Raw genomic sequence first — 15,151 nt, forward strand, 5'->3', positions numbered from 1 at the left:
TGGGCTTTTGTTTACCGGAGCCATCATGGGCAACAAGATCGTTACCGAAGCGGACCGCCGCGCCTCTCCCCGTCCCGCCGCCCCCAAGGGCGTGACCTTCACCGCCGGCAAGGGCCAGCTGCGCAGCCTGGAGCGCGGTTCGCACACCCGCTCCAAGAAGAACCCGGGCAAGCGCCCCCATTCGGGTTGATCGGCGGGCTCAAGCCCTGAAGATTCCCTCACACAGGCCCCGCGGGGCCTGTTTGTTTTTGTCGGCTAGCTATCGACCAAACCATGATCCGCATCAACGAACTCCGCCTGCCGCTGAACCACGCCGAGGAGGCCCTGCGCCCGGCAGCGCTGGCCCGGTTGAAGCTGGCCGACAACGAGCTGGCCGCCATCCACATCGCGCGCCGCGGCTATGACGCCCGCAAGCGCAGCGACATCCAGCTCGTCTACACGCTGGACTGCACGCTGGCTGAAGGTGTCGACGAGGCCGCCGTGCTGGCCCGCTTCGCCGGCGACCACCAGATCCGCGCCACGCCCGACACCGGCTATCACTTCCTGGCCCAATTTGGACAAGGTCGGGGTGACTACACCGGCCCCCGCCCCGTCGTCGTCGGCTTCGGCCCCTGCGGCCTGTTCGCCGCGCTGATCCTGGCGCAGATGGGCCTGCGCCCCGTCGTGCTGGAACGCGGCAAGGCCGTGCGCGAACGCACCCAGGACACCTGGGGCCTGTGGCGCGAGCGCAAGCTGCATCCCGAGAGCAATGTGCAGTTCGGCGAGGGCGGTGCCGGCACCTTCTCCGACGGCAAGCTCTACAGCCAGATCTCCGACCCGCGCCACCTGACGCGCAAGGTGCTGACCGAGTTCGTCAAGGCCGGCGCGCCCGACGAGATCCTGTTCGTCAGCAAGCCCCATATCGGCACCTTCCGCCTGGTCAGCATGATCATCAAGATGCGGGCCGACATCGAGGCCCTGGGCGGCGAGATCCGCTTCCAGCAGAAGATGACGGATCTGCTGATCGAGGACGGCGCCGTGCGTGGGCTGCAGCTGGAGTCGGGTGAGCAGATCAACACGACCCATGTGGTGATCGCCCTGGGCCACAGCGCCCGCGACACCTTCCAGATGCTGCATGCCCGCGGCGTGCAGATGGAAGCCAAGCCCTTCTCCATCGGCTACCGCATCGAGCATCCGCAGTCGCTGATCGACGCGGCCCGCTTCGGCCCGAACGCCGGCAACGAGATCCTCGGCGCGGCCGACTACAAGCTGGTCCACCACGCCAAGAACGGCCGCTCGGTCTACAGCTTCTGCATGTGCCCGGGCGGCACGGTAGTCGCGGCCACCAGCGAGCCGGATCGCGTCGTCACCAACGGCATGAGCCAGTACTCGCGCAACGAGCGCAACGCCAATGCCGGCATCGTCGTCGGCCTGACGCCCGAGGACTACCGCCAGGACGGCAAGCGCGATGGCAGTCCGGTGAACCCGCTGGACGGCATGGCCTTCCAGCGCCTTTGGGAGAGCCGCGCCTATGAGCTGGGCGGCGGCGGCTATCTGGCGCCGGGCTCGCTGGTGGGCGACTTCATCAAGCGCCAGGTCAGCAAGGAGTTTGGTGACGTGGCGCCGAGCTACAAGCCGGGCGTCACCCTGACCGACCTGCAGCAGAAGGGCAACGGCTCGCTGCCGACCTATTGCCTGGAAGCCATCCGCGAGGCCCTGCCGGCCTTTGCCCGCCAGATCCGCGGCTTCGACAGGCCGGATGCGGTGCTGACGGGCGTGGAGACGCGTACGTCGTCACCACTGCGCATCAACCGCGGCCGCGACTACCAGAGCCTCAATGTGCGTGGGCTGTTCCCGGCTGGCGAGGGCGCTGGCTATGCCGGCGGCATCATGAGTGCGGGCGTGGACGGCATCGAAGTGGCCGAGGCGCTGGCGGCGGATCTGCTGGGCATGCCGGACGCGCCGGTGCTGCAGGGCAAGGGAGCCAAGGCGGGTGGGCAGGTCTAGCGCGCCACGCGCGAGATGCTGCCCTTCTTGTAGGCAGCCTGTTCGTGAAACAGGTCGAACAGGAACTGCTCCAGCTCACCGTCGGTCACGAATTCGGGAATGACGAAGCCGGCCGGCGCCCGTTTGCCGTCGTTGCCAACGTACAGCGCTAACCATTGCTCGCCGCGGCGCTCGATGTCGAAGAGGCGCCCGAAGACGTTGAAGCGCTGCGCCAACTCAGTCCTCCGGAAACCGCTCGCGCCACAGCGCCGCCAGCCGCGGCTCCTCATCCACCCGCCGGATCACCTCGGCCATGCGCGGCGCCACCGCGTAGAAGCGCTTGCGCCAAGGCCCGAAGCGGGAGATGACGGCGACGTAGAGATCCAGCACGCTCAACTCATCGCCCAGCAGCCAGCGTCCCGGCTTCAGCCGGGCATCCATATTGGCCCAGCAGAAGGCAATGCGCTCATGCACGGCGTCCACCACGGCGTCGCGGGCACTCTCGGGCGCGCCAATGCGCTTCACGTCGGGCTTGATCCAGTGCAGCGAATAGATGGCCGACGACACATACAGCATCCAGCGCAGGAAGGGCCGCCGCAACGGGTCGGTGGGACACGGCGCCAGCCGCGCCTCGGGATGCAGGTCGGCCAGATAGATCAGGAGGGCCGCGCTCTCGGTCATGACCTCGCCGCCCGGCAGCAGCAGCGTCGGGATCTGGCGCATCGGGTTGGTCGGCGCAACGCGATCCCGCGCGGCAGCCTCCGCCCAGGTGGCGCCTTCGATCAGTTGGTAAGGCAGGCCCAGCAGCGTCAGCGTGGCCTCGACGGCCACCGAGCCCGAGCCGGCGGCGCCATAAAGAGTCAGCGGGGCCGTCATGGCGCCGCCATCATCTCGATCAGCTCCTTCGCAAACGCCAGCGCTTCTTCCGGCAGCTCGAAGTGCATCTCGTTATTGAGGTCGACGACTTCGCCATCCGGCCCCTTGTGGACGACCGACCAGCCGCCCGCGCCGCCATCGATGGCGAGGACGCCGAACTGGCCGGGCTCGAGGTCCCGGGCGCTGCCGCTGGTGACGACGATGTCGCGGCCGAGATGGGAGTGGTAGCGTCTCATCCAACCCATTCTCACGGAGACCGCATGAAAGCAGTCTGGAACGGCATCACCCTGGCCGAGAGCGACGACACCGTCGTCGTCGAAGGCAACCACTATTTCCCGGCCGAGTCGCTGAACAGGCAGTACACGACCTTCAGCAACCATGTGTCGCGCTGCGCCTGGAAGGGCGAGGCCAAGTACCTGAGCCTGCTCGTCAATGGCGAGATGAACACGGATGCGGTCTGGTACTACCCCGACCCGCTGCCGGCGGCCGCTGAAATCAAGGGCCGCTATGCGTTCTGGAAGGGCGTGAAGGTCATCGAATGAGGCTTCACGCCCGGCCCGACAGGCCTCAGATGTAGAGGCGGATGACCTGGGCGGTCCAGAGCGATTCCTTGTCGGTCTTGGCGGCTTCCCAGCGCTTCAGTTCCTCGGTCAGCAGGGCGCGCGATTCCGGCGTGCCGAGGTCGCCGATGGCCTTCAGGGCCATGGCGCGGTCCTGCCAGAGGGTGTCGCGGCGCTCATACAGGGCCTTCAGCCAGCCGTACTGGTCCTTGGCGCCAATCGTGCCCAGCGACGAGATGGCGGCCAGGCGCACGTATTCGTCGGAATGCTGGGCCAGCTGCAGCAGGCGCTCCTTGGCACCGGGGTGGTTGGTGAAGCCCAGCGCATAGACGTCCAGGTGGGCGTCGCCGTCGAGCTTGGCCGGCGTGGCGAGCTTGGCCAGCAGCGTGTTCAGCTGCGCATCGCTGGCGCGCCAGCCATAGGCCTGGGCGGCGATCTTGGTGGCCAGCTCCTTGACGGCCAGGCTGAGCGGCTGGTTCAGCGTCGGCTCGATGACCTCCTCGAAGCTCCACACCGGCACCTTGCCGCGCTTCACGAAGGCTGCGACGCGCTTCTTGCCGGCGGGCGTATCGATGTCGGCGCTCAGGTAGGTGAAGGTGATGAAGGGGGCAAAGCCGTTGCTGCGGTGGTTCTGCATCCGGAAGGTCTGCAGGAACAGGCTGGGCGTGGCGCCGGCGCCGGCTTCGCGCACCTGCACGGGCAGGCCGCGCGAGGCCAGTTCGGCCTGCAGGTGCTCGGCGAGGAAGGGCACGGGCTGGATGGGGCCGGCCTCGGTGCGCAGGCCGGCGGTCAGCACGCCGGTGCTGAAGTCGCGCTCGGCACCACGGCGCTGGTCCTCGATGACCCAGGCGGCGGGCGTGGTCGAGGCGGCCGTGCCGGCGATATTGGACGGAGCCGGCTTCTTGACGAGATAGCTGGCGGGCGCGCAGGCACTGAGGGCCGCGGCGACGGAGACGAGGGCGGCAAGGCGCAGCCCGCGGACGATATTCAGCATGGATCCTCCTGAAGGTTTCTGATGGTCCCCGCGACGGGCGCGGGGCGCCGCATGGTAGCGAGGCTTCAGGGCGCCGGACCCAAGGTTTCCACGGGCCACAGCGCCCACAGCCGCAGCGCCTGCTTGGTGCGGCCGGCCAGCTGCGCCGCCTCGTCGCCCCACCCCCAGAAGAAGTCAGCCCGCACGGCGCCCTGGATGGCGCTGCCGGTGTCCTGAGCCAGCACCAGGCGGCGCATCGGCGTGGTGGAAAGCGGCTCGCTGCTGTCCAGCCACAGCGGTGTGCCCAGCGCGATATAGGCCCGGTCGATGGCGACGGAGCGGCCCGGCGTCAGCGGCACGCCCTGAGCGCCGCGCGGGCCTTGGGTTGCCTTGGGCAGGGCTTCCTCACGGAAATAGACGACGCGCGGATTGACCGCCAGCGCGTCGCGCACCTTGGCCGGATTGCGGCGCGCCCAGTCGCTCAGCGTGCGCGGCGTCGCGTCGCTGATCTCGCCTCGGTCCAGCAGGGCGCGCACGACGGACTGGAAGGGCTGGTCGTTGTGGCCGGCATAGGCGACGCGGCTGATGCGCTCGGCGCCGCTGGCGTCGCGCATGACGAGTCGGCCCGAGCCCTGGATCTGCAATTGCAGCAGGGCGAAGGGATCGTCGACATAGGCCAGCTCCAGGGCGGTAAAACGCGGGTTGGCGTCGATGTCGCGGCGCGGCGTGCGGCGCAAGACCGGGTCGCTCGGCAAGGCATGCAGGGGCCACTGGAAGGCGCCCTGGCGGCTGCGGCTGGCGGCCAGCTGGGGCTCGAAATAGCCGGTCAGCAGGCCCGTCGTCTGCCCCCCGTCGCCGGCCAGTTGCCAGGGGCGCAGATGCTTCATCAGGAAGACGGTGGCCTCGAGCGGGTCGGCCGGGGCCTGCAGGGCGGCGCGGGCGCAGAACTCGGCCCAGCCGGGCGCGGGGCGTTGGCAGCTGGCCAGCAGGGCCGGCCAGGCGGCCAACAGGTCGTCGTTGCCCCAGCCCGGCAGATCGTTCCAGTCCACGGCCACCCAGCGCGGCGGCGCGGGCCGCGGCGTGGCCGGCACGGTCGGCACCGGCTCGGACGGTGGCTGCAGCGGTGGCGAGGAGCAGGCGGCCAGGCTTCCTAGAATGACGGCCAGCCCTCCACGCGCCCACCACCCCATGCTGCTCCTCGCCCTCGAAGCCCTCGGCGCGCTGCTGATCTTCGTCTTCATCATCTGGTGGACCATGTTCGCCGGTCGCAACAAGGGCGAGCGCAAAGAGGATTGATCAGCGCGGGGGCACGAGGAAACTCAGCGGCTCGCGCCGCAGCCGCGCGCGGATGGCGGCGTAGACGCGCTGGCGGTCCGCCAGGCGCACGCCGCGCGAACGCATGGCCACCTTGAAGGCGCAGAGGAAGCTGACGCCGACATTGAGCATGCCGATGCCGGCAATGCACAGCACGCAGGACCAGAAAGCCCAGGTTCCCATGACGCCGAAACCGAGGGCACCCACGGCGGCGGCGAGCTGGCCGGTGGACAGCGTCACGTGGCGCACCTCCAGCCCCAGGCCGACGAAGCCGAACAGCGCCGGCACCAGGCCCAGCATCAGGCCCAGGCTGACATTGGCCGTCAGGCCCGAGATATTGGCCCGCCACCAGCGCGACCAGCGCTGGGCGCGCGCCGCACCCAGGGTCGCGATGATGCGCGGGTTCCAGGCGATGGCGCTGTCCAGCCGGTGGAAGACGAACCAGTTCTCCACCCAGCCGGCGATGAGGCTGGACGCAAACAGCAGCGTGCCCGTAAAGGCGGCAAACAGCAGCGAGGGGCCGAGCAGGTTCAACGAGTGCAGCACGTAGTTCGCGTCCTTCACCCCCACCAGCGGCGCGTCGAAGGCCGCCCAGCACAGGCCCTGCACCGCCAGCACCAGCGGCGCGACGACGCTGAGGTTGCCGATGACGCCGGCCACCTGGGATCTCACGAGGTGGGTCACCTCGTCGACGAATCCCTGCAGACCCTCGTCGCGATCGATGTGCAGCAGCTTTTCCGCCATGGCCGGCGCCGTCATCGCCGGCTGCTTGGTCGCCACCGTCCAGTGCAGCAGATGGATGAGGACGAAACAGGCCGCGTAGTTGACGCCGGCCCAGAACCCGCCCCAGAAGGCCGTGAAGCCGAGCAGGGCGATGCCGAACTTGAGGAAGGTGGTGCCCGCCAGCACCGCGCCGCCGCCGGCCGCGCGGGCCAGCATGTCTCGATATTCGTCGCGGCTGCGGGTGATGTAGTGCTCGCCGGTCTCGGCGCTGCGCTCGGCCACCTTGCGCGCCAGCAGCGAGTAGTGGCGCGCGAACAGCGTGCGCAGGCTGCGCCTCTCGTGCACCACGCGCACCAGGCCGGCCACCAGGCGCAGCAGCTCGCGCTGCGGTTCCCTGGACACCAGGGAGGCCAGCAAGGCCTCGATGCGGTCCAGCCGCGCGGTGAGCTGCTCGACGGAGAACATCAGGTCCACCGACACGCCATGGGCTTCCAGGTGCTCGGGCACCGTCAGCGCGGCGGCGCGGCAGCGGTCCAGCAGCGCATGCAGGTATTGCAGGGACGGGTTCAGCACCTCGTCCTCGCGCTGCTGCAGCGCACGCTCGACGGCCTCCCAGGCCGTGGGCAACTGATGGAAGGGCCGGTCCTGCAGCAGCAGCTCGTCCATGCGCACGCGCAGCGGCCCGGCCAGGCCGGCCGCATGCACGCTGCTGATGAGCACGGTGATGGCCGCCTGCATCTCCACGCGCCAGCCCCCGTCCGGCGCCGCGACGAAAAGCAGGCGCAGCCGCCCCAGCAGCTCGTCGTCGATGGCGGCGATCCAGTCCTCGTCGGCCTCATCGCCAAAGAGCAGCTCGAACAGCGCCGCCAGGTCGCGCGTGTCAGCCGTGGCCGGCAGCAGGCGGCGGCGCAGGCGGGCCAGGAACTCGTGCCACAGCGCCATGCGCGGCGCAAAGCCCACCTCGGCGAACAGCGCGACGGCATCGACATCGTTCCACACGCCGGCAATGACGCCGGCGAACGTGTAGGCATGCTCGGGGTGGCGCTCCAGCACATTGAGCAGATGCTTGAGCCTGACGATGGGCCGCGGCGTACCCGCCTCGCGCGGCGCGTGGCGCAGCCATTCGAGCAGGCGCACCAGCCACAGATTGCGCTCGGCGAGCGCGGCCTGCGGGTCGGCCGCGTTCAGCAGGGCGGTAAGGTCCCAGGTCAATGCAGGCTGGCGGAATCCGCGAGAAGAAACTCGTCGACCTCGGTATGGAAGATCTCGCAGGCCTCGGTCACGCACAGGAAGCGACCGCGCATCGTGCCTTGCGGCGTGCCGATCTGGGCCCAGGAGCTGTATTGGAAGCTCTGGCCCGGCGCCAGCACCGGCTGGTGGCCGACGACGGCCAGGCCATCAACGATCTGCACCTGGCCGCGGGCGTCGGTGATTTCCCAATGCCGGCCGATCAGCTGGGCCAGCACGTCGCCGCTGTTCTCGATGGTGATGGTGTAGCTGAAGGCATACAGCCCTTGCTCGAGATGGGTCTGCTCGGGCAGGGCCTGCACGGTGACACTGCAACTGAAACGTGGGTTCGCCATCAGGTGATTCTCGGTCCGGGGGCTATGCTCGCCGCATGTTTGTGTGGATGCGTGATCCTAAGTGCTGCGCTGGCTCTGCCTGCTGGGTGCGCTGCTGAGCCTGGCGGCGCCGGCCCAGGAGCTGACGCTGCGCACGGTCCAGCAGGCCAACTCGACGGTCAAGTACGACCCCGAGGGTGGCCTGCACAGGCCAGGACTCTGCCTGGAGATCCTGCGCGCCGTCGAGCGCCAGGATCCCGGACTGCATTTCACCGGGCTGGATCAGCAGGCGCCGCTCAAGCGCGTCGAACGCCTGCTGGCGGACGGCCTGGTCGACGCCTTCTTCTGCCTGCTGAAGTCGCCCGAGCGCGAAAAGCAGTGGCGCTATGCCGCGGTGCCGCTGTACACCATCCGCCATGTCGTCGTGCAGCGCGTCGATGACCCACGCAACCCCAACACGCTGGCCGAGCTGGCCGCCTGGAGCAAACGCAAGCCGGTGCTGGTGATGCGCGGCACGGCGCTGGCGCGCCGCCTGGTGGGCGCCGACGTCGCCGTCACCGAGGTGGGCTCCGAGCGCGAGGCCCTGCAGATGCTGAGCCTGGGCCGGGCCGATGCCATCTACGGCCAGGACATCAATCTGCAGCGCCATATCACCGAGAGCAAGCTCGGCGACAAGTTCAAGTTCGGCCGCACCGTCTTCCAGGAAGAGCCGCAATGGCTGGCCCTGCGCGCCGACCTGCCCGCCGCCCATGAAGAGCGCCTGACCCAGGCCCTGCGCAAACTGGAGCGGGACGGCACACTGCGCCAGCTGGCCGACAAATATCGTTAGCCCCTCGCCCAATCTCGCCCTGCTGAACGCGGGCGCGCCTGGTCGGTCTTGCAGACCGCGCTACGGCAGCGCCATAGCGGGCCGGCTGGGGGCGGCCCGGCGCTCGGCCCGCAAAATGCGGAGGCCAGCTGACAAGCCAGCGCTCGCCGACATCGACACTCGGCACTTCGCAAGGAACAGCTTCCCCATGCCGCCCCGCCCCCTCTACCTACCCCCTGACGGTCGCCCGCGCTGCGCCTGGTGCGCCGCCGCACCCGGCGACGAGCAATACCTGCGCTATCACGACGAGGAATGGGGCCGGCCGGTGGCCGACGATTTCCGGCTGTTCGAGAAGCTCTGTCTGGAAGGCTTCCAGAGCGGCCTGTCGTGGCGGACCATCCTGAACAAGCGCGAGGCCTTCCGTGCGGCCTTCGCAGGCTTTGACTACAACAAGGTGGCCAGGTTCGGCGAGAAGGACGTGAACCGCCTGCTGGCGGACGCCGGCATCGTGCGCCACCGCGGCAAGATCGAGGCAGCCATCCACAACGCCGGGCGCTGCGTGGAGCTGGTCGCCACGGAAGGGTCGCTGGCCGCCTACCTCTGGCGCTTCGAGCCGCCCAAGAACTCGGTGGCCCACAACCTGGCCACGTCGGAACCTTCCGAGGCCCTGTCCAAGGACCTGAAGAAGCGCGGCTGGAAGTTCGTCGGCCCGACCACCATGCATGCGCTGATGCAGGCCATGGGCCTCATCAACGACCACCAGCCCGGCTGCCACCACTGGAAGGCGGCCCAGCAGGCGCGGGATGGTTTCACGCGGCCTTCTTGAAGGACGCAGAAAGCCCGATACGGCCTGGAACCTAGAATCCGCGGCTCTATGCCCGCCGCACCTCAATACCGCATCGCCCCCAGCCTGCTGTCCGCCGACTTCGCCCGCCTGGGCGAGGAAGTGAAGAACGTGCTGGCTGCCGGCGCTGACTGGATCCATTTCGACGTGATGGACAACCATTACGTGCCCAATCTGACCTTCGGACCCATGGTCTGCGAGGCGCTGCGCAAGCATGCAGTGAAGCCCGATGGCAGCCCGGCCGTCATCGACGTGCACCTGATGGTGCAGCCGGTCGACAGCCTGGCCCAGGCCTTCTGCCGCGCCGGTGCCGACGTGGTGACCTTCCACCCCGAGGCCAGCGCCCATGTGGACCGCACCCTGCAGCTGATCAAGGCCGAGGGCAAGCAGGCCGGTCTGGTGTTCAACCCCGGCACGCCGCTGGACGTGCTGGAGTGGGTCATCGACAAGGTCGACGTGATCCTGCTGATGAGCGTCAATCCCGGCTTCGGCGGCCAGAGCTTCATTCCGTCGGCGCTGAAGAAGCTGCAGAAGGCGCGCGAGATCATCGCCAACAGCGGCCGCGACATCCGCCTGGAGATCGACGGCGGCGTCAAGGTCGACAACATCCGCGAGATCGCCGCGGCGGGCGCCGACACCTTCGTGGCCGGCTCGGCCATCTTCGGCAAGCCCGACTACAAGGCCGTCATCGATGCGATGCGCGGCGAGCTGACCAAGGTCTGAACATGGCTGCCATCCTGCTCGTCTGCACCGCCAACATCTGCCGCTCACCCATGGCCGAGGCCATCTTCAAGGCTCGTCTCGGCGATGTGTTCAAGACCATCGCCTCCGCCGGCGTGCATGCCGATCCGCGCGGCGGCCCGGTGGATGCGCGTGCCGCCGCCGCACTGGAGCGGCACAAGTACAGCCTGGATCGCAAATGGCGCTCACGCCGTGTCGACCCCGAGCAACTAGGCCAGTACGACCTTGTGCTGGCCATGGAGTCCGAGCATGTGGACGCCCTGCGCAAGAAGGCCGCACCCGAGCATCAGGCCCGCATCCTGCTGCTGACAGATTTCGTGCCGGAGATGGCCGGCGAGGACATCCCCGACCCCTACTTCGGCCCGGTCGCGGGCTTTGACGCCGTCATCGGCATGATCGAACGCGCGGCCCAGCGGCTGCTCACCGAGAGCCGCGAAGGCCGCCTGAAGTTCAGCTGATCAAGCGGCTTTCGACGCGAACTCAGCCACCTCGCGGACGTCCGGTCCGGTGCCGCTGAAGCGGTCCAGGGCCAGGAAGATGACCGGCGTGATGTAGAGCGTCACGGCCTGCGACAGGATCAGGCCGCCCACCACGGCCAGGCCGAGAGGCTGGCGCAGCTCGGCACCGGCACCCAGGCCCAGGGCGATGGGCAGGGCGCCCATCAGCGCGGCGAACGTCGTCATCATGATGGGCCGGAAGCGCAGCACGCAGGCCTCGCGGATGGCCTGGGCCGGCGTCAGGTTCTGGCTGCGCTGCGCATCCAGTGCGAAGTCGATCATCATGATCGCGTTCTTCTTGACGATGCCGATCAGCATGACGATGCCGATGGTGGCGATGATGGTCAGCTCCATGCCGGCGAGCTGCAGCGTGATCAGCGCGCCCACCGCGGCCGACGGCAGGCCGGCCAGGATGGTGATGGGGTGGATGTAGCTCTCGTAGAGCACGCCCAGCAGCACATAGATGACCGCCAGCGCCAGGCCGATCAGCAGCAGCTGGCCGCCCTGGGAGTCCTTGAACACCGCCGCGTCGCCGCCGTAGCTGGTGATGACGCTGGCCGGCAGCTGGATCTCGCGCGCATAGCCCTCCAGCGCACCGGTGGCATCACCCAGCGGCACGTTGGGCGCGAGGTTGAAGCTGATGGTGATGGCCTGCAGCTGGCCCTGGTGGTTGACGGCCGTGGGGCCCAGGCCGCGCTGCACGGTGGCGAAAGCGCTCAGCGGCACCTGGGCGCCGTTCTTGCCGCGCAGATAGATCTTGTCGAAGGCGTCCTCGCTGGCGCGGTCGGGGTCGCTGGCCTCCATGATGACCTGGTAGGTGTTGCTCTCGGCATAGATGCTGGACACCTGGCGCTCGCCGAAGGCGTCGTAGAGGGCATTGCGCAGGTCGCCCATCTGCACACCCAGCACGGAGGCGCGCTCGCGGTCGATGATGAGGTTGGCCTGCAGGCCGCGCAGCTGCGAGTCGCTCGTGACGTCGCGGAAGCGCTTGTCCTCGCGCAGCCTGTCCTGCAGCTTCACCGACCAGGAGTTCAGCTCACCGGCCGAGACCGACTGCAGGGTGTACTGGTAGCGGCTCTTGCTCTGGCGGCCGCCGAGCTGCAGGTTCTGCACCGGGCGCAGGTAGACGGCCATGCCGGGCACGGCACGCAGCTTCTTGCGCAGGCCTTCCAGCACCTGGGGCATGGCCGGGCGGTCCTTGCGGGGCTTGAGGTTGATGAAGAGGCGGCCCGTGTTGGTGGCGTTGCCGCCGCCGCCGATGCCGGCCGACACGCTGGCCACGGCCGGGTCGTTCTGCACGATGGCCGCGACGCGCTCCTGCAGCAGCGTCATGGCCGTGAAGGAGATGTCCTCGGCCGCCTCGGTGCTGCCCTGGATCTGGCCGATGTCCTCCTCGGGGAAGAAACCCTTGGGGATGACGATGTAGAACCAGACCGTGGCCGCGAAGCTGACGACGGCCAGGCCTATGACCCACCAGCGGTGGCGTAGCGCGATGTCCAGCGTGCGCGTGTAGCCGTCCAGCACCCAGTTGAAGCCGCGCTCGAAATGGCGGCCCAGCCAGCCTTCCTCGGTGTGCTCATGGTGCTTGAGCAGGCGGCTGCACAGCATGGGCACCAGGGTCAGCGACACCACGGCCGAGACCAGGATGGAAAGCGACACGACGACGGCGAACTCGTGGAAGAGCAGGCCGATGACGCCAGGCATGAAGAAGATCGGGATCAGCACCGCCACCAGCGAGATCGAGATCGACAGGATGGTGAAGGCCATCTCGCGCGCGCCGCGTATCGACGCCTCGAACGGCGCCATGCCATCCTCGATGTGGCGGTGGATGTTCTCCAGCATGACGATGGCGTCGTCCACCACCAGGCCCACGGCCAGCGTGATGCCCAGCAGCGAGATGTTGTCCAGCGAATAGCCGAGCGCGAACAGCAGGGTCAGCGCACCGATCAGCGAGATGGGCAGTGACAGCGTCGGGATCAGCGTCGCGATGGCGCGGCGCAGGAAGATGAAGATGACCATGACGACCAGCACGACGGTCAGGGCCAGCGTGAAGTAGACGTCGTGCAGCGACTCGCGGATGGACACCGAGCGGTCGTTCAGCGTGTCCATCTTGATGGAGGCCGGCATCTGCGCCGCGAAGCGCGGCAGCATCGCCTTGACGGCATCGACCACCTTGACGGTGTTGGCGTCGGGCTGGCGCTGGATGGCCAGCACGATGGAGCGCTCGCCCTGGAAGCTGCCGAAGCTCTTGACGGTCTCGAAGCTGTCCTGCACGTCGGCCACGTCGCGCAGATAGACCGGTGCGCCGTTGCGCGAGGCGACGACGACGGCGCCGAACTCGCGGGCGTTCTTGAGCTGCTTGTTGGCCTGGATGGTCAGCGTCTGGCGCGCACCATCCAGCACGCCGACAGGCGTGTTGGCATTGGCGCCGCGGATGGCGTTCTGCAGCTCCTCCAGCGTGATGTTGCGCTGGTTCAGCAGCTCGTTCCTGACCTTGATCCGCACCGCGAAGCGCTTCTGGCCAAAGATGGACACCTGGGCCACGCCGTCGATTGTCGACAGGCCCGGCGACAGCAGGTTTTCCGCATAGTCGTTCAGGTCGGACAGGTTGATGGACGGCGAAGTCAGCGCCACCAGCAGCACCGGCGCGTCAGCCGGGTTGACCTTGCGATAGCTCGGTGGCGAGGTCATCTCGGCCGGCAGGGCGCGCAGGGAACGGAACAGCGCCGCCTGCACGTCGACCGCGGCGGCGTCGATGTCGCGCGACGGATCGAACTCCAGCGTGAGGGAGGTGTTGCCCAGCGTGTTGGTGGACGAGATGGTCTGCAGGCCGGCTATTGTTGAGAACTGCTTCTCCAGCGGCAGGGCCACGGACGACGCCATGGTCTCCGGCGAGGCGCCGGGCAGCGAGGCGCCCACGTTGATGATGGGCGTGTTGTAGGACGGCAGAGCCGCCACCGGAATGCGGCTCCAGGCCGCCAGGCCGGCGATGACCAGCGAGAGGTTCAGCAGGACGGTCATGACCGGCCTGCGGATGAAAGGCTCCGTCAGCCTCATGGGGCAGCTCCGGAGGCGGCGCCCGACGCCGGCAGGCTCGCGGGCTTGACGACCGGCGCCTGCACTTTCACCGGCGTGCCGGGGCGCAGGTTCTGCTTGCCGTCCACGACGACCTGCTGGCCGGCCTGCAGGCCCTCGACGACGACCTGCTCACCCATGCCCTGGCGCAGTTGCACCGGCAGCAGCTTGGCCGTGTTGTCGGCGCTCACGACATAGACGAAGCGCTCGTTGCCGCGCAGGATGACGGCGACCTGCGGGATGACGGTGGCGCCCTTGAGGGTGCGCAGCGTCACGCGCACGCGCAGGTACTGGCCCGGCCACAGCGCCTGGGCCTTGTTGTCGAACTCGGCCTTGACCTTGATGGTGCCGGTCGTCGTGTCGACGAGGTTGTCGACGACGGTGATATGGCCCTTCACGGACGTGGCGCCGCGCGCCGACCCAGGCGGCGGCAGCGCCTCCACCTCGAGGCGGCCCGCGCGCGTGGCTTCCAGCAGCGTGCCCAGCTGCGTCTCGGGCAGGTTGAATGCGATGCTGATGGGGTCGAGCTGGGCGATGTTGACCAGGGGCAGGGCCGTCGCGTTGGCCTGCACCAGGCTGCCCGGGAAGACGCTGACGATGCCGACGCGGCCGCTGATGGGGGCACGCAACTCGTTGTAGCCCACGGTGACCTGGGCGGCCTGCACGGCGGCCTCGTCGCTGCGGATCAGGGCCAGGCCCGAATCGAAGTTGGCTTGCGCCGTATCGACGGCGTTCTGGGCGATGAAGTTCTGCGCCTTCAGCTCCTTGGCGCGGTTCAGCTGGCGCTCCAGGTCCGCCAGGCTGGCGCGGTCGCGCGCGAGCTGGGCGCGGGCCTTCTCCAGCGCGGCGCGGTCGGCACGGTCGTCGAAGCGGAACAGCAGCTCGCCCTTTTTGACGTTCTGGCCGTCCTTGACCAGGACCTGGGCGACGATCGACGTGGTCTGGGAGCGCAGGTCCACGCTCTGCAGAGCCGTGACGGTGCCGCTGGCCTCCACGGTGATGGGCACATCGGCCTGCTGAACCTTGACGACGCCTACCATCTGCGCCGGCGCGCTCGCGCCCCCGCCCGGGGCCGATGCAGCCTGGGCACCACCCTCGGCATCGGCCTTGCGCCCGCAGCCCGCCAGCAGGGCCGCGACGGCCACCACGAGGCCACAAAGGTTCAGGGGAGAGGTCACGCGCATGAGGCTGGGCCTGCCAAAAGTAATGGGGA

At 68.6% G+C, this 15,151-nt stretch carries 16 protein-coding genes; 7 read left to right on the plus strand and 9 right to left on the minus strand.

Annotation, left to right across the window (positions count from 1 at the left end; all coding sequences use genetic code 11):
- The first annotated feature begins 25 nt into the window (after positions 1 to 25).
- Together J2X20_RS15215 and J2X20_RS15220 are read left to right on the plus strand one after the other, a co-directional pair.
- Positions 26 to 190, plus strand: a complete 165-nt coding sequence (locus J2X20_RS15215; protein ID WP_310266225.1) for a hypothetical protein — start codon at positions 26 to 28, stop codon at positions 188 to 190.
- An 83-nt stretch (positions 191 to 273) separates the two neighbouring features.
- Complete coding sequence (locus J2X20_RS15220; RefSeq protein WP_310266227.1) at positions 274 to 1,986, plus strand: NAD(P)/FAD-dependent oxidoreductase; 1,713 nt, start codon at positions 274 to 276, stop codon at positions 1,984 to 1,986.
- Here the strand turns inward: J2X20_RS15220 and J2X20_RS15225 are convergent.
- From J2X20_RS15225 to J2X20_RS15235, 3 genes are read right to left on the minus strand one after another with little or no spacing between them, the layout of a single operon-like run.
- The gene (locus J2X20_RS15225) at positions 1,983 to 2,201 is read right to left on the minus strand and encodes a DUF7661 family protein (RefSeq protein ID WP_310266229.1); all 219 of its coding nucleotides are present in this window, start codon (positions 2,199 to 2,201) and stop codon (positions 1,983 to 1,985) included. The two genes, J2X20_RS15220 and J2X20_RS15225, sit on opposite strands and share 4 nt — an antisense overlap.
- A gap of 1 nt (position 2,202) precedes the next feature.
- Positions 2,203 to 2,841, minus strand: coding sequence for a glutathione S-transferase family protein (locus J2X20_RS15230; RefSeq protein ID WP_310266232.1), 639 nt, complete (start codon positions 2,839 to 2,841; stop codon positions 2,203 to 2,205).
- A complete protein-coding gene (locus J2X20_RS15235) occupies positions 2,838 to 3,077 on the minus strand; it encodes a hypothetical protein (RefSeq protein ID WP_310266234.1) in 240 nt (79 codons plus the stop codon). The genes J2X20_RS15230 and J2X20_RS15235 overlap by 4 nt, the downstream gene beginning before the upstream one ends.
- 24 nt (positions 3,078 to 3,101) lie before the next feature.
- On the opposite strand from J2X20_RS15235, the gene J2X20_RS15240 reads away from it, so the two are divergent.
- Positions 3,102 to 3,383 (plus strand): DUF427 domain-containing protein, encoded by a 282-nt coding sequence (locus J2X20_RS15240; protein ID WP_310266237.1) that lies wholly within the window; start codon positions 3,102 to 3,104, stop codon positions 3,381 to 3,383.
- A 25-nt stretch (positions 3,384 to 3,408) separates the two neighbouring features.
- Here the strand turns inward: J2X20_RS15240 and J2X20_RS15245 are convergent, their stop codons facing one another.
- The 4 genes from J2X20_RS15245 to apaG all read right to left on the minus strand — a co-directional run bounded on the left by J2X20_RS15245 (position 3,409) and on the right by apaG (position 7,994).
- A complete protein-coding gene (locus tag J2X20_RS15245) occupies positions 3,409 to 4,395 on the minus strand; it encodes a HEAT repeat domain-containing protein (RefSeq protein ID WP_310266240.1) in 987 nt (328 codons plus the stop codon).
- Positions 4,396 to 4,460: 65 nt separating this feature from the next.
- Positions 4,461 to 5,474: a murein transglycosylase A gene (gene mltA, locus J2X20_RS15250; protein ID WP_310266242.1), complete on the minus strand. Its 1,014-nt coding sequence runs from the start codon at positions 5,472 to 5,474 to the stop codon at positions 4,461 to 4,463.
- Positions 5,475 to 5,670: 196 nt separating this feature from the next.
- On the minus strand, positions 5,671 to 7,623 hold the full coding sequence (locus tag J2X20_RS15255; RefSeq protein WP_310266244.1) for a site-specific recombinase: 1,953 nt from the start codon (positions 7,621 to 7,623) through the stop codon (positions 5,671 to 5,673).
- Positions 7,620 to 7,994 carry a Co2+/Mg2+ efflux protein ApaG gene (gene apaG, locus J2X20_RS15260; RefSeq protein ID WP_310266246.1) on the minus strand — a complete coding sequence of 125 codons (375 nt, stop codon included), beginning with the start codon at positions 7,992 to 7,994 and terminating at the stop codon, positions 7,620 to 7,622. The genes J2X20_RS15255 and apaG overlap by 4 nt, the downstream gene beginning before the upstream one ends.
- Positions 7,995 to 8,055: 61 nt before the next feature.
- Here apaG and J2X20_RS15265 point away from each other — a divergent pair, with 61 nt between their 5' ends.
- The 4 genes from J2X20_RS15265 to J2X20_RS15280 all read left to right on the plus strand — a co-directional run bounded on the left by J2X20_RS15265 (position 8,056) and on the right by J2X20_RS15280 (position 10,824).
- Positions 8,056 to 8,802 (plus strand): substrate-binding periplasmic protein, encoded by a 747-nt coding sequence (locus J2X20_RS15265; RefSeq protein ID WP_310266247.1) that lies wholly within the window; start codon positions 8,056 to 8,058, stop codon positions 8,800 to 8,802.
- Positions 8,803 to 8,989: 187 nt separating this feature from the next.
- A complete protein-coding gene (locus J2X20_RS15270; protein WP_310266249.1) occupies positions 8,990 to 9,607 on the plus strand; it encodes a DNA-3-methyladenine glycosylase I in 618 nt (205 codons plus the stop codon).
- A 48-nt stretch (positions 9,608 to 9,655) separates the two neighbouring features.
- Positions 9,656 to 10,348, plus strand: a complete 693-nt coding sequence (rpe, locus tag J2X20_RS15275) for a ribulose-phosphate 3-epimerase (protein WP_310266250.1) — start codon at positions 9,656 to 9,658, stop codon at positions 10,346 to 10,348.
- Between the two features lie 2 nt (positions 10,349 to 10,350).
- Positions 10,351 to 10,824: a low molecular weight protein-tyrosine-phosphatase gene (locus J2X20_RS15280; protein ID WP_310266252.1), complete on the plus strand. Its 474-nt coding sequence runs from the start codon at positions 10,351 to 10,353 to the stop codon at positions 10,822 to 10,824.
- Here J2X20_RS15280 and J2X20_RS15285 read toward each other — a convergent pair whose 3' ends face one another.
- On the minus strand, positions 10,825 to 13,920 hold the full coding sequence (locus tag J2X20_RS15285) for an efflux RND transporter permease subunit (protein ID WP_310266255.1): 3,096 nt from the start codon (positions 13,918 to 13,920) through the stop codon (positions 10,825 to 10,827).
- Complete coding sequence (locus J2X20_RS15290; RefSeq protein ID WP_310266257.1) at positions 13,917 to 15,116, minus strand: efflux RND transporter periplasmic adaptor subunit; 1,200 nt, start codon at positions 15,114 to 15,116, stop codon at positions 13,917 to 13,919. The genes J2X20_RS15285 and J2X20_RS15290 overlap by 4 nt, the downstream gene beginning before the upstream one ends.
- Positions 15,117 to 15,151: the final 35 nt, after the last annotated feature.

This window comes from Roseateles saccharophilus (assembly GCF_031458095.1).
Lineage (GTDB): Bacteria > Pseudomonadota > Gammaproteobacteria > Burkholderiales > Burkholderiaceae_C > Pelomonas > Pelomonas saccharophila_A.